This is a genomic window from Paraburkholderia ginsengisoli NBRC 100965 (genome assembly GCF_000739735.1).
Taxonomy (GTDB): domain Bacteria; phylum Pseudomonadota; class Gammaproteobacteria; order Burkholderiales; family Burkholderiaceae; genus Paraburkholderia; species Paraburkholderia ginsengisoli.
This window is the reverse complement of sequence record NZ_BBJF01000012.1, coordinates 84,225-98,095: the sequence shown is the minus strand read 5'-3', so window position 1 is coordinate 98,095 and position 13,871 is coordinate 84,225. Positions and strand designations below refer to the sequence as shown.

Annotated in this window: 11 protein-coding genes and 2 pseudogenes; 12 read left to right on the top strand and 1 reads right to left on the bottom strand. The window is 60.0% G+C overall.

From position 1 onward, the window contains the following. A pseudogene (locus tag BGI01S_RS30625) lies at positions 1–276 on the top strand (1-acyl-sn-glycerol-3-phosphate acyltransferase); the annotation flags it as partial. Between the two features lie 133 nt (positions 277–409). Here BGI01S_RS30625 and BGI01S_RS20495 read toward each other — a convergent pair. Then, on the bottom strand, positions 410–1,282 hold the full coding sequence (locus BGI01S_RS20495) for a symmetrical bis(5'-nucleosyl)-tetraphosphatase (protein WP_042327835.1): 873 nt from the start codon (positions 1,280–1,282) through the stop codon (positions 410–412). Positions 1,283–1,484: 202 nt separating this feature from the next. Here BGI01S_RS20495 and BGI01S_RS20490 point away from each other — a divergent pair, with 202 nt between their 5' ends. From BGI01S_RS20490 to BGI01S_RS20440, 11 genes and pseudogenes are all read left to right on the top strand, one after another. Beyond that, complete coding sequence (locus BGI01S_RS20490; RefSeq protein WP_232624311.1) at positions 1,485–2,402, top strand: GDP-mannose 4,6-dehydratase; 918 nt, start codon at positions 1,485–1,487, stop codon at positions 2,400–2,402. Between the two features lie 460 nt (positions 2,403–2,862). Further along, positions 2,863–3,924 carry a dTDP-glucose 4,6-dehydratase gene (gene rfbB, locus BGI01S_RS20485; protein WP_042327833.1) on the top strand — a complete coding sequence of 354 codons (1,062 nt, stop codon included), beginning with the start codon at positions 2,863–2,865 and terminating at the stop codon, positions 3,922–3,924. 10 nt (positions 3,925–3,934) lie between these two features. Continuing rightward, positions 3,935–4,828 carry a glucose-1-phosphate thymidylyltransferase RfbA gene (rfbA, locus tag BGI01S_RS20480; RefSeq protein ID WP_042327832.1) on the top strand — a complete coding sequence of 298 codons (894 nt, stop codon included), beginning with the start codon at positions 3,935–3,937 and terminating at the stop codon, positions 4,826–4,828. After that, positions 4,813–5,364 (top strand): dTDP-4-dehydrorhamnose 3,5-epimerase, encoded by a 552-nt coding sequence (gene rfbC / locus BGI01S_RS20475; RefSeq protein WP_042327831.1) that lies wholly within the window; start codon positions 4,813–4,815, stop codon positions 5,362–5,364. The genes rfbA and rfbC overlap by 16 nt, the downstream gene beginning before the upstream one ends. Before the next feature lie 9 nt (positions 5,365–5,373). Beyond that, positions 5,374–6,258 carry a dTDP-4-dehydrorhamnose reductase gene (gene rfbD, locus BGI01S_RS20470; protein WP_042327830.1) on the top strand — a complete coding sequence of 295 codons (885 nt, stop codon included), beginning with the start codon at positions 5,374–5,376 and terminating at the stop codon, positions 6,256–6,258. Positions 6,259–6,298: 40 nt separating this feature from the next. Beyond that, a complete protein-coding gene (locus tag BGI01S_RS20465) occupies positions 6,299–7,159 on the top strand; it encodes a glycosyltransferase family 2 protein (RefSeq protein ID WP_042327846.1) in 861 nt (286 codons plus the stop codon). 47 nt (positions 7,160–7,206) lie between these two features. Beyond that, the gene (locus tag BGI01S_RS20460; protein ID WP_042327829.1) at positions 7,207–7,989 is read left to right on the top strand and encodes an ABC transporter permease; all 783 of its coding nucleotides are present in this window, start codon (positions 7,207–7,209) and stop codon (positions 7,987–7,989) included. A 12-nt stretch (positions 7,990–8,001) separates the two neighbouring features. Further along, positions 8,002–8,754, top strand: a complete 753-nt coding sequence (locus BGI01S_RS20455) for an ABC transporter ATP-binding protein (protein ID WP_042327828.1) — start codon at positions 8,002–8,004, stop codon at positions 8,752–8,754. Positions 8,755–8,797: 43 nt separating this feature from the next. Beyond that, positions 8,798–10,675 (top strand): glycosyltransferase family 2 protein, encoded by a 1,878-nt coding sequence (locus tag BGI01S_RS20450; RefSeq protein ID WP_042327827.1) that lies wholly within the window; start codon positions 8,798–8,800, stop codon positions 10,673–10,675. A 149-nt stretch (positions 10,676–10,824) separates the two neighbouring features. Continuing rightward, a complete protein-coding gene (gene gmd, locus BGI01S_RS20445) occupies positions 10,825–11,859 on the top strand; it encodes a GDP-mannose 4,6-dehydratase (RefSeq protein WP_042327826.1) in 1,035 nt (344 codons plus the stop codon). Positions 11,860–12,265: 406 nt separating this feature from the next. Then, positions 12,266–13,807 (top strand): annotated as a pseudogene (locus BGI01S_RS20440) (IS3 family transposase). Positions 13,808–13,871: the final 64 nt, after the last annotated feature.

The following is a 13,871-nucleotide window of genomic DNA, read 5'->3' as shown; positions in this document are numbered from 1 at the left end:
CCCGCGTATATCGACGACCTGTCGCTTGCCGATTCGCTGAATTTGCTACTGCGCGGCGGTCCGCTCACCGCGCATGTGTATGTCGGAGAGCCGCTCGCGGCGGGCGCGGATCGGCGTACGCTGGCCGCGCAAGCGCAGGAGGCGGTGGCCGCTGCGTTGCGGCAACTGCAAGGCGGCACGGCGAAGGCCGGCGCGCTGGTGGCGGAAGAAGCGGCTGCGGGCGCCGCGACCGGCGCGCTGATCGAACCGGTCGATCGGCCGGGCCGCTCGGCCTGAGGGCTTCGCGCTCATCGCGCGGCACGCTTCTATCGCGAGTGCCGGCGCGACACCGCGACACCGCGAGCGCGCGAGTCCGCAACCCGCGCCCCCTGATCGCGCAACGCCCCCGACCCTTCCAGACCTCCTCGTGTTAGTTGCCGCCGCCCGGCTCGCGGCACGACTCGCAATCGACCTGCGTCAGCGTGCGTTCCGCCGGATCTTGCGCGAGCCGCACGGCGGACAGCTTTGCGCCCCACACGCAGCCCGAGTCGAGTCCGATCAGGTTGTCGCGCAAGGTCAAACCGAGCGCGGCCCAATGACCGAACACGACGGTCACGTCGGCGGTCTTGCGCGACGGCACATCGAACCACGGCACACAGCCCGGCGGCGCGGAGTTCAGGCTGCCGCTGCTGCTGAAATCCATCGCGCCGTCGGCGTTGCAGAAGCGGATGCGCGTCAACGCGCTGCAGGTTACGCGCAAACGGTCGATGCCCTTCAAACCCGGCTTCCAGCGATTGGGCTCGTTGCCGTACAAACCGGCGAGCGTCTCCTTCCAGTTCCGCGCGCGCAACGCGCGCTGCAATTCGTCGGCGAGTTCCAGCGTCAGGTTCACGTCCCATTGCGGCAGGACGCCCGCATGCACCATCAGCATGCCGTGCTCGAAGTGCGCGAGCGGACGATGGCGTATCCATTCGAGCAGATCGGCGGCGTCGGGCGCGGCGAGGATCTCGTCGATCGTGTCGCCTTTCTTCGACTTGCGAATCCCCGCCGACACCGACAACAGATGCAGATCGTGATTGCCCAGCACCGGCACCGCACGTTCGCCGAGCGCGATCACGTCGCGCAGCGTGGCGAGCGATTCGGAGCCCCGGTTGATCAGATCGCCCGCGAACCACAACGGCGTGCCGTCTGGCGGCGCAGCCTTCGCGAGCAGTTGCTGGAACGGCTTGCGACAGCCTTGCAGATCGCCGAAAGCCAGAGGGACCAGGGCAGAGGAGGGGTGGGAGGTCGAGGAGGGTGTCATCAAGGAGTCGGTGCGGTTCGATACTCGCGGTGACGCACGGGGCGTGCCGCGTTGGGCAGTGCAACATGCTAGCGTGACATAATAGCCCGTTTGACGTTCCGATATCGTGACGTGCCGCGTCGAGCGCCGCTAGCAGGCGAGCCCACCTGCGCCGCGCGCGATATTGCAACACAACAGGATGACCCTCGTGAACGGAGAAAGCATGTCGTCTTCCCCTTCCCATGCGGAGCAACCTATCCGCACGCTCGTCACCGGTGCGAACGGTTTTACCGGCCGCTATCTGGTCGAAAAGCTGCTCGGTCGCGGCCATACCGTGATCGAAACGACGGCCGGCCACAGCGAACCCGACACGCCGACCCGCGTGCGTCTCGACATCACATCGCCCGAGGCGTGCCGGCGCGTGATCGAAAGCACGCGGCCCGACTACATTGTGCACCTCGCCGCGATCAGCTTCGTCGGCCATAAAGATCCGCTCGACTTCTACCGCGTCAACGTGATCGGCACGCTGAATCTGCTGGAGGCGTGCGACGCCGTCGGTCATACACCGCGCAAGCTGTTGATCGCGAGCAGCGCGAACGTCTACGGCAACGTGACGAGCGACGCGATCGACGAAAGCTTTCCGCTCACGCCAGTCAATCACTACGCGGCCAGCAAGGCGGCAATGGAAGCGATGGTGCGCACGTGGTTCGACCGCTTGCCGATCCTGATCGTGCGGCCGTTCAACTACACCGGTCGCGGGCAGGCAACGAACTTCCTCGTGCCGAAGATCGTCGAGCATTTCGCGCGCCGCGCGCCGTCGATCGAACTCGGCAACATCGACGTCGCGCGCGATTTTTCCGACGTGCGCTATGTGGCGAGCGCGTACGAAGCGCTACTCGATTCCGACGTCGCGGGCGAGACCGTCAACGTCTGCACCGGCACGCCCTACACGCTGCGCAACATTCTTGCGACCGCGAGCGAGCTGACGGGGCATGAGCTCGAAGTCCGCATCAATCCCGCTTTCGTTCGCCAAACCGACGTGAAGATGCTGGCCGGCTCGCCGGCCAGGCTGCGCTCGCTGGTGCCGGGCGTGGAGTCGATTCCGTTCATCGAAACGCTGCGCTGGATGCTTGCCGCATAACGTGCGGCAGCCGCGGCGCGTCGGCGCATCGCGATTGCGTCGCCTGCCGCGTTTTGCGTGCGCGTCTGCGCGTTTTTTCGGCATACGCTACGTTCGTTCCCCTTCCGCCGTGTCGCGTCGCTCATCCCCAGCGACGCGACCGTCTTCTCCGCGAATCGCCGGCCTGTCTTCCTACACCTCGACGCGAGTTGCAATCACGCGTCGCCACGCCATTGAGCGGCAAAAAAGTCCCCACATCCCGACCATCGGAAACCAAACCTGTCAAGCTGTTTCAAGTTGTTAGGGTTCTAGTTTTTGCCCGGGGCGGCTTTATAATCGGGGCATCATAAAATTGGCGTCTGAGCGTCTGCTTGCACACAAGCAGAGCAAACGACGCCTGCAGAATCGGAAAATCACCACGCGGGGTGAGCAGGGCGGCGAATCGAGTCCGGCTTGCCACTAACATCTAGAAGGGAATTTCATGATCCTGGTAACGGGCGGCGCCGGTTTTATCGGCGCCAATTTCGTGCTCGACTGGCTCGATGCCTCCGACGAAGCGGTGCTCAACGTAGACAAGCTGACGTACGCAGGCAATCTGCGCACGCTCAAATCGCAACAGGGCAATCCCAAACACGTCTTCGCGCGCGTGGATATCTGCGATCGCGACGCGCTCGACGCGCTGTTCGCCGAGCACAAGCCGCGCGCCGTTTTGCACTTCGCCGCCGAGAGCCACGTCGATCGTTCGATTCACGGCCCGGCTGACTTCGTGCAGACCAACGTGGTCGGCACCTTCACGCTGCTCGAAGCGACCCGCAACTACTGGAACACGCTCGGCGAGGCCGACAAGGCTGCGTTCCGTTTCCTGCACGTATCGACCGACGAAGTGTTCGGCTCGCTGTCCGCCACCGATCCGCAGTTCTCCGAAACCACGCCGTACGCGCCGAACAGTCCTTATTCGGCGACCAAGGCGGGTTCCGACCATCTGGTGCGCGCGTACCATCACACGTACGGCCTGCCGGTACTGACGACGAACTGCTCGAACAACTACGGCCCGTACCAGTTCCCCGAAAAGCTGATCCCGCTGATGATCGCCAATGCGCTCGCCGGTAAGCCGCTGCCGGTGTACGGCGACGGTCAGAACGTGCGCGACTGGCTGTATGTCGGCGACCACTGCAGCGCGATCCGCGAAGTGCTCGCGCGCGGCACGCCGGGCGAAACGTACAACGTCGGCGGCTGGAACGAGAAGAAGAACCTCGACGTCGTGCACACGCTGTGCGACCTGCTCGATCAACTGCGTCCGAAGGCGGGCGCTTCGTATCGCGATCAGATCACGTATGTGAAGGATCGTCCGGGCCACGACCGCCGTTATGCCATCGACGCTCGCAAGCTCGAACGCGAACTCGGCTGGAAGCCGGCGGAGACGTTCGAAACGGGTCTCGCCAAGACGGTCCAGTGGTATCTGGACAATCAGGCCTGGTCCGACGAAGTCGCTTCGGGCGAATATCGCAAGTGGGTTGAGACCAACTACGCGCAGCGCGCGTAAAGGCACGGCAATGGCGCGCAAAGGCATTATTCTCGCGGGCGGATCGGGCACACGCCTGTATCCGATCACGCACGTCGTATCGAAGCAACTGCTGCCGGTCTACGACAAACCGATGATCTATTACCCGCTGTCCACGCTGATGGTGGCGGGCATTCGCGACGTGTTGATCATCTCCACGCCGCAGGACACGCCGCGCTTCGAGGCGATGCTCGGCGACGGCAGCCAGTGGGGGATGAACATCCAGTACGCGGTGCAGCCTTCGCCGGACGGTCTCGCGCAGGCGTTCATCATCGGCCGCGCGTTCGTGGGCAACGATCCGTCGGCGCTGATTCTCGGCGACAACATCTTCTACGGCCACGATCTCGCGAAGCAGCTGGAGCACGCGAATAGTCAGGAAGAAGGCGCGACCGTGTTCGCGTATCACGTGCACGATCCGGAGCGCTACGGCGTGGTCGAATTCGACCGGGAATTTCGCGCGTTGTCGATCGAAGAAAAGCCGGCCAAACCGCGTTCGAACTATGCAGTCACCGGCCTATACTTCTACGACAAGCAGGTCTGCGATATCGCGGCGGAGATCAAGCCGTCGCCGCGCGGCGAGCTCGAAATCACCGACGTCAACTCGCACTACCTCGCGAACGCCGCGCTGAATGTCGAGATCATGGGCCGTGGTTATGCGTGGCTCGATACCGGCACGCACGATTCGCTGATCGAAGCGGCGACGTTCATCGCGACGCTGCAAAAGCGCCAGGGTCTGGTGGTCGCGTGTCCGGAAGAGATCGCGTACCGGCGCAACTGGATCAACGACGAGCAACTGCTGGCGCTCGCCAAGCCGCTCGCCAAGAACGCCTACGGGCAGTACCTCCAAAACATTCTTACGGACCACGTCGCATGGCCATCCAGGTAACCGCAACCGCGCTGCCCGAAGTCAAGATCATCGAGCCGAAGGTGTTCGGCGATGCGCGGGGCTTCTTCTTCGAGAGCTTCAATGCGCTCGAGTTTGCCGGGAAGGTCGAGGCGGGCGTCGAGTTCATTCAGGACAACCACTCGCGCTCCGCGAAAGGTGTGCTGCGCGGCCTGCACTATCAGATCGAGCACGCGCAAGGCAAACTGGTGCGTGTGGTCGAAGGCGAAGTGTTCGACGTGGCCGTCGATATCCGCAAGAGCTCGCCGAATTTCGGCAAGTGGGTCGGCGTGCATCTGTCGGTCGAGAACCATCGGCAGCTGTGGGTGCCGCCCGGTTTCGCGCATGGCTTCGTCGTGCTGTCCGAGTCGGCGCAGTTTCTCTACAAGACCACCGACTACTGGTTCCCCGAGCATGAGCGCAGCATCGTCTGGAACGATCCTGCGATCGGCATCGAATGGCCGATCGACTTCGAGCCGCTGCTCGCGGCGAAAGACGCGGCGGGCAAGCGGCTGGCGGAAGCGGACGTGTATGCATGAGGTGGGGCTGTGAAATCTGAACCGACGATCTTCGTGACAGGCGTAAATGGGCAGGTCGGCTTCGAACTGCTACGCTCGCTGCAAGGTTTGGGGCGTGTGGTTGCGTGCGACCGTTCGATGCTCGATTTGTCCGATCTGGACCGGGTACGCAGTGTCGTGCGCGAGTTGAAGCCGTCAATCATCGTGAATCCGGCCGCCTACACCGCCGTCGACAAGGCGGAGACAGACGTTGATGCGGCGCGCCGCCTGAATGCCGAGGTGCCGCGCGTCTTCGCGGAGGAAGCGGCGCGCAGCGGAGCGGCACTGGTTCATTACTCGACCGACTACGTGTTCGACGGCACCAAGAAGGGCGTCTATGTCGAAACCAATGAGACGAATCCGCAAAACGTGTATGGGCTGACAAAGCTCGAGGGTGAGCGGGCCATCGCGGCGACGGGATGCGCACACCTGATTCTTCGGACCAGCTGGGTGTACGGGCGGCGAGGCAAGAACTTCCTTTTGACGATGCTGAAGCTCGGCAGTGAGCGCTCCGAACTGCGCGTTGTTGACGATCAGATTGGCGCGCCGACTTGGGCGAAAACTATCGCCACGGCGACATCACATATTGTTGCGCAAGCGTTGGCGTCGGATGAGCGTGACTGGTGGGCGCGGCGCTCTGGCCTATATCACTTCGCGTCCGCTGGCGCCACATCGTGGCACGGATTTGCAGAAGCGATCTTTGCCGATGCGATGGGCGAGCGTGCGCCGAAGGTCGTGCCGATTCCGTCGAGCGACTATCCGGTGGCTGCAAAGCGTCCTGTCAATTCGCGGTTGTCGCACGACAAGCTGACCGAAGCATTTGGGTTGCGGTTGCCGGATTGGGCCGATGCGCTGAAGCTGTGCCTGAGTGAATAATTTGAGCCAATACCCCGCGCGTGAACAGCGGGCCGGTATCGTGGTCGTGTTTTATCGACCGGATCGCGACTGCGTGGCTCGCGCGAATCGGCTCGCCGAGGTGTGGCCGTGCGTGGTCGTCGACAATACGGAGAGCGCGTCCACGCCGGCCGCGCTTGGGCTCGACGCGCGGATCGACTATGTAGCGAACAACGCCAATCTTGGCATTGCGACGGCGCTTAATCAGGGAGTCGAGCGCCTCATTGGCATGGGTTGTACGTCAGCATTGCTGTTCGATCAGGATAGCGAACCATCGGAGCAGTTGCTGATTGAACTGCCGCGGACGCTGGAGGTCGAGCGCATGTGCGATCATCGCGTGGCGCTCATTGGCCCGGCTTATGAAGATGTGCGGCTGCGCGGAGTCGCGCCGTTCGTCCGCTTCGGTTATCTGTGGCTGCGCCGGATCCGGCCGGAAGGCGTGAAGCCGATCGACGTCGACTTTCTGATCACGTCGGGATCGTGTGTGAATCTCGCAGTCTGGCATGACATAGGCCCAATGGACGACGCGCTGTTCATTGATTTCGTCGATCTCGAATGGTGCGCGCGGGCTCGCTCGAAAGGATATTCGGTGCTCGGAGCGCCGGCATTGCGCCTCACGCATGAACTGGGCGGCCAACCCGTGAAGGTCTTCGGGCGAAGTTATCCCGGCCATAGTGCCCTTAGGCACTATTATTTGTTCCGCAACGCGATCGTACTGATCCGTCGCGCCTATGTGCCTTGGAGCTGGAAGTCGACGGAGCTTGTGAAGATGCCCGTGCGGCTACTCATCTACGGTTTGTTCATGCAGCCTCGCCTCTTGCATGTGCGATTGTCGCTGCTGGGCATTTGGCACGGGCTGACCGGGCGTACCGGGGCGCTTTGAAGCGCGGGACTGCCTGTTTTTCAATTTCACTCACTTACAAAGATTGCATGCTGACTCTTTCACTTCTTGACCTTAAACAGAGCATCTCGTCATGGCGGTTGTGGACGCTGCTTGGCTGGCTGGAGATCCGTCAGCGTTACGCGCGCTCTCGGGTCGGACCGTTCTGGCTCACGATTAGTATGGGCGTAATGATTGGGTCGCTCGGCATGGTCTATGGCACGTTGTTCGGACAGAAGATGGACGAATATCTCCCGTTCCTCGCGTCGAGCATCGTGCTATGGGGGCTCTTTTCGCAGTCGGTTAACGAAGGCAGTGTCGCGTATATCAGCGGGGCTTCTTACATACGACAGGTCCCTACGCCAAAGCTAATCTTCATTCTGCAGGTCGTATGGAGGAATCTGATCGTCCTCGCCCACAACTTCGTGATCGTGATTGGCCTCCTTGTGATCTATGGCGTTAAAAGCTGGGAGACGCTGCCGATCTTCATTCCTGGGTTGCTGGTGTACCTTCTGAATGTGCTTTGGATTGCGATGTTGACCGGCTTGTTGTCGGCGCGCTTTCGCGATCTACCGCAAATCATCAGTGCGTTGCTGCAAGTGGCTTTCTATATCACGCCCATCATTTTCCGTCCCGATGCATTGAACCGATTCGCGTTCATCGTCGAATGGAATCCGCTTGCTTATCTCATTGAGATCGTACGTGCTCCGCTGATCGGGCAAATGCCCAGCATGCTGGCATGGCAAGTGACCATTGGCATGGCGGTCATCGGCTGGCCGATTGCATTGCTGATGACCGGCCGATATTTGAAACGTCTTCCGTACTGGGTTTGAAGAGAGAGCGACATGGCTTACATTGAACTGAACAACGTGACGTTGGATCTGCCGATCTTCGACGTCCAGGGTCGCTCGCTGAAGAAGCAGGTGCTGCGTATGGGACGACGCAACCGGATTGCGGAAGGCAACGACGGTGTTATCGTCGTACGTGCGTTGGACGACCTCAGTTTTCGCTTCGAGCGCGGAGATCGCGTGGGCCTTATCGGCCACAACGGCGCAGGCAAGTCGACGCTATTACGGGCGATGGCGGGCATTTACCCTCCGACGGCGGGTACGCTGTCGCGAGACGGCAAGGTCGTGCCGTTGCTCGACATCAGTCTTGGCATGGACGAGAACTCGACCGGCATGCAGAACATCCGGCTGCGCGGTCTGCTGCTCGGCATGACCGATGCGGAGATTCGGGAGAAGCAAAGCGGTATCGCCGAGTTTAGCGAATTGGGCGACTATCTGGATCTTCCGATCCGTACATACTCAAGCGGGATGAGAATGCGGCTCGCGTTTGCCGTTTCCACAGCAGTCGATGCAGAGATTTTGCTTCTCGACGAAGTGATGGGCGTCGGCGATGCATCGTTCATGCACAAGGCGGAGGCGCGTCTCGAAGAGCTCCGCTGCCGGGCCGAAATCGTTGTTCTTGCAATGCATTCGAACTCGGAAATCCGCAAGGTTTGCAACAAGGCATTGTGGATGGAACGCGGGCGCGTGCGCGCGTTCGGAGAAGTCGAAGAAGTCGTGTCGCAGTACGCGACTGCAATGGGGGGCTGAAGCTTGTGGATTGGCAAAGCCGAGGTGGCAGGGTACTGAGTCCATGAGGATTCGCAAAAAGCGCTCGCTCCTGAACCAGGCAGCCGGCGGCGACGGTTTGCGACGGGTCGTACGCAAGGCGTACGGCGTCTTTCGCCGTGAAGGACTTGCGGGCATAAAAACCCGGATTGCGTGGTTGCGCGCAGGCGCGCCCGGTACGGTCGATCCCCGGCGCTACGGCGAATGGGTGCGCTGCTTTGATCAGATCGACGACGCAACTCGCGCAGTCATTCGTGAGCGCGTCGCCAACTTCGAGAATCCGCCTCGGATTTCGGTGGTGATGCCGGTGTACAATCCCAACCCCCAATGGCTTGCACAGGCGATCGAATCGATCCGCGCTCAGCTTTATCCGCATTGGGAACTTTGCATCGCAGACGACGTATCGACCGATCCTGCGATCCGACCGCTACTCGATCGTCATGCGTCCGCAGATGCGCGGATTAAGGTCGCTTTCCGCGAAAAGAACGGCCATATTTCGGCTGCGTCGAATACCGCTTTAGGACTCGCGACTGGCGCATGGGTCGCGCTGTTCGATCACGACGATGTTTTGCCGGAGCATGCGCTTTATTGCGTCGCCGATGCGATTCAGCGCAATCCAGAAATCCGGATGATTTACTCCGACGAAGACAAGATCGACGAATCAGGCAAGCGCCGTGAACCGTATTTCAAGTGCGACTGGAATCCCGATCTGTTTCTTTCGCAGAACATGTTCAGTCATCTGGGTGTGTTTCAGAAGGACCTGCTCGACGAAGTCGGTGGATTTCGAGAAGGATACGAAGGATCGCAAGATTATGACCTTGCGCTTCGTTGCGCCGAGCGCGCAGGTGGTGGCGCGATTCATCATATTCCTCGCGTGCTTTATCACTGGCGTGTTCATGCGGAAAGTACTGCGTCTGGCACGGATGCGAAGCCTTACGCAGTGGTGGCTGGCGAGCGCGCGCTCAACGATCACCTAGACAGAACGGGCATTCGAGGCACGGCTGAATTTGAGCTTAACGGTTACCGTGTACGATACGCGCTGCCGGATCCGGCGCCGCTCGTGAGTCTGATTATCCCGACGCGAAATGAGCCTGAGTTGGTCAGGGAGTGCATCAAGAGCATTGTCGATAAGACCACATACAGAAATTTCGAAATCATTGTGGTCGATAGTGGATCGGGTGATCCGGCCACGCTGGGCTCTATCGCCTCGCTCGAACATGACGAAGTCGTACGGGTACTGCGCGACGATCGACCGTTCAATTTCTCCGCATGGTGCAATTCGGCCATCGAGGCGTCGAATGGTGACATCGTGGGGTTAATCGACAATGGTATCGAGGTGATCACGCCCGGGTGGTTGTCGGAAATGGTCAGTATCGCGTTGCAGCCGGGCGTCGGGGCAGTAGGCGCGAAGGTGCTTTATCCCAATGACACGGTTCAGCATGCCGGTTTCGCGCTCGGTCTGTTGGGCATGGCGGGACGCGTCCACCACCACCTTCCGCGCGGATCATTCGGATATTTTGGCCGGGCTAGCCTTAGGTGTACCGTTTCCGCGGTGTCGGCTGCATGCATGATCGTGCGCAAGTCGGTTTATCGCGACACGGCAGGGCTGAATGAGAAGGATACAAGCATGGCGTTCAGCGATGTCGACTTTTGCATTCGTGTGCGTGAGGCCGGCTATCGCAATGTTTGGACGCCTTATGCGGAGTTGTATCACCATGAGTCGGCGACTCGACGTGACGACAGCGATCTCGCAATGCAGGCTCGCTTCGACAAAGAGGTGCAGTACATGCGGACGCGCTGGGGCAGCTTGCTGCGGGACGATCCGTTTTATAGTCCCAATCTGACTTTTGACGAAGAGAATTTCGGATTGGCGTGGCCGCCACGAGTGGGTGCGCTCGTCTGAGAGCGGGTGCCCGGCGGAGTGAGTTGCTTGCTGCCGGAATCGGTGAGTCTACTGATCGGTGGCCGGAAGTTTAGAGGCAAATTGGAACGGATTGAGTGTCGTCCGCTGGACGTCACAAGAAATTCAACATTGGTTAACTGAAAAGAAACATGACTGTTGCGATCATTACTGGCATTACAGGGCAGGACGGTGCATATCTCGCAGAACTTCTTCTCGAGAAAGGCCATACTGTCTATGGCACCTATCGGCGCACTAGTTCCGTGAACTTCTGGCGCATCGAAGAACTCGGCGTCGGCAATCATCCGAACCTCCACCTCGTCGAATATGATCTGACGGACCTGGGTGCGAGTATCCGACTGCTTCAGACAACGCAGGCAACCGAGGTTTACAACCTCGCGGCACAGAGCTTCGTGGGCGTATCGTTCGATCAGCCGGCCGCCACCGCGGAAATCACCGGGATCGGTGCGCTCAATCTGCTCGAGGCGATTCGAACCGTCAATCCGGCAATCCGTTTCTATCAGGCCAGCACGTCCGAGATGTTCGGCAAGGTGCAGGCGATTCCGCAGCTTGAAAGCACGCCTTTCTATCCGCGCAGCCCGTACGGTGTGGCGAAGCTCTACGCGCACTGGATGACGATCAACTACCGCGAGAGCTACGGCATCTTCGGTTGCAGCGGCATTCTGTTCAATCACGAATCGCCACTGCGCGGACGCGAGTTCGTCACGCGGAAAATCACGGACTGCCTCGCAAAGATCCGTCTCGGCAAGCTCGACGTGCTCGAGCTCGGCAACCTCGACGCCAAGCGCGACTGGGGTTATGCGAAGGAATACGTCGAAGGCATGTGGCGCATGCTGCAGGCGGACCGCCCTGACACCTACGTGCTTGCGACGAACCGTACGGAGAGCGTGCGGGATTTCGTGTCGATGGCAGCGCAGGCAGCTGGCTTCCAACTCGCGTGGGAAGGTGCCAGCGAGAACGAGATCGGTATCGATACGCGAACCGGCAAGACCTTGGTCAAAGTCAGCCCGAAGTTCTACCGGCCCGCTGAAGTCGATCTGCTGATCGGCAATCCGGAGAAGGCCCAGAAGGAACTTGGCTGGACGCCGAAGACCACGCTCGAGCAGTTGTGCCAGATGATGGTCGACGCGGATATCCGCCGGAACGAAGCGGGCTTTTCGTTTTAAAGCCGCAATAGAAGATGTTGTAGTGCACCCGGACGAGTTGAGTGGCCGCTAACTAGCGAAGGCGGGGTCGAGTCGTTCGGGTCACGAAAATGGTGCAAGCGCTAGCCGCGGCTTCACGACGCATGATCTGTGACGCTCGTTGCATTTGGCGCGGCACACACAGCCAGCGTCACGCCGGCAAACTCCACGGCGCTCGTCCAACTCGAAAGAATGCTATCGGGGGGCGACGGGTCGAGCCACATCATGGGTGGCGTATAGAAGCCAGCGCTAGCAGGCGCAAGCGTCGGTCGAACTCTCCGAGTCGGGTTGCTCCATTTCCGTGTTGTAAAAATTGTATTCGATCAGCGCACCGTCTGGGAGATTGCTGGGAGTGCGGACAAAATCCTGGACTATCTGGAGGTGGTCCATGTACTCGTACGAAGACCGCGTTCAAGCGGTTCGGCTCTACCTAATGTTGGGAAAGCGCATCAAGGCGACCATCAGGCAGTTGGGTTAGCCGACAAAGAATTCCCTGAAGGCCTGGCATCGTGAATACGAACAGTGTCATGATCTACGAACTGGCCATGTTCGTGCCGCGCCGAGGTATTCGGCCGAATAGAAGCAGCTGCCGTCGATCATTACCTGAGCCATGACCGTCGTGCTGCTGCAACCCTAAGGGCCTTGGGCTACCCGAGTCGCGGGACGTTTGCAGCCTGGATTGAAGAACTGTGCCCCGAAATCGGAAAAACACCTTGTCGGCAGAGCAGTTGGTAGCGTTCCGAAATCGCTAGCAGTGAACCGGGCGGCAGTCATCGAATTGTGCGCCAGAGAGGAAAGCGCACGCGTGGTCGCCCAAAAAACAGGCGTGAGCGGGCCGATGCTGTACGAATGGAAGAATCAGCTCCTAGGTCGGGAGGTTCCAGCATCCATGAAACGCCAGAAGAAGCCAGCACCGGACCATGAGCGTGCGGAACTGGAACGACAGGTCGAATCGCCTCGACGCGATATCCGGAAGTTGCAGCTCGAGCACGACATCCTCAAGAAGGCGAACGAACTGGTAAAAAAAGGAATGGGCATCGACCCGCAGCTCCTGAGCAACCGGGAGAAGACGATGCTGATTGATGCCCTGAAACAAACCTATCCGTTGCCAGAGCTGTTATCCGTTCTGAGGCTCGCCTGCAGTTCTTACTTCTATCACCGTGCACGTCTGCTTGTCGCTGGCAGGTATGCTGGCGCGCGTCGCATCATCGCAGACATCTTCGAATGCAATTATCGCTGCTACGGCTATCGTCGAATCCGACGCGGTATTGAGCAGGCAGCAGGTGTTCATCTCGGAGAAAGTCGTGCAACGTTTGATGCGACAGGAGGGGCTGGTCGCTGCCACGACCAGACGACGCCGCTACGGCACCTATCGTGGAGAAATAAGCTCTGCGCCGGAGAATCTCATCAATCGTGAGTTCCATGCAGTCGCCCCGAACCAGAAATGGCTCACTGACATTACCGAATTCCAGATCCCGGCCGGCAAGGTGTATCTGTTGCCGGTCATCGACTGCTTCGACGGTGTCGTTGTGAGCGGGTCAATCGGCACACGACCAGATGCTGAACTCGTCAATACCATGCTCGATTCGGCTACGAGTCGGTGGCTGATAGTGATGAGCGGCCAGTGGTCCACTCTGATCGCGGTGCGCACTATCGTCGGCCGGGATGGCTATCCGGGATGCACGATGCCAGGTTCGTTCGCTCGATGTGACGCAAAGGATGCTCGCCCGATAACGCAGCCTGTGAAGGCTCCTTCGGGCGACTCAAGACGGAAATATTCTATCCTCGTGACTGGCGGGCTACGACCGTTGATCAATTCATCGAGCCCCTTGACTCCTGCATCCGGTGGTACAACGCAACGCGGATCCACGTCTCGCTCGGCTCTCTCAGCGCCCTTGAATACCGGGAGAGTCTTGGAATTGCGGCATAAATCAGTCCAAGAATTTAGCCGCACCCCCAACAGACGGTATATATTGCAGCGTCGTGAATTGGAG

Coding starts and splice junctions, on each gene's coding strand:
- BGI01S_RS20495 (WP_042327835.1), bottom strand. CDS start 1,282: ATGACACCCTCCTCGACCTCCCACCCCTCCTCTGCCCTGGTCCCTCTG.
- BGI01S_RS20490 (WP_232624311.1), top strand. CDS start 1,485: ATGTCGTCTTCCCCTTCCCATGCGGAGCAACCTATCCGCACGCTCGTC.
- rfbB (WP_042327833.1), top strand. CDS start 2,863: ATGATCCTGGTAACGGGCGGCGCCGGTTTTATCGGCGCCAATTTCGTG.
- rfbA (WP_042327832.1), top strand. CDS start 3,935: ATGGCGCGCAAAGGCATTATTCTCGCGGGCGGATCGGGCACACGCCTG.
- rfbC (WP_042327831.1), top strand. CDS start 4,813: ATGGCCATCCAGGTAACCGCAACCGCGCTGCCCGAAGTCAAGATCATC.
- BGI01S_RS20460 (WP_042327829.1), top strand. CDS start 7,207: ATGCTGACTCTTTCACTTCTTGACCTTAAACAGAGCATCTCGTCATGG.
- BGI01S_RS20455 (WP_042327828.1), top strand. CDS start 8,002: ATGGCTTACATTGAACTGAACAACGTGACGTTGGATCTGCCGATCTTC.
- BGI01S_RS20450 (WP_042327827.1), top strand. CDS start 8,798: ATGAGGATTCGCAAAAAGCGCTCGCTCCTGAACCAGGCAGCCGGCGGC.
- gmd (WP_042327826.1), top strand. CDS start 10,825: ATGACTGTTGCGATCATTACTGGCATTACAGGGCAGGACGGTGCATAT.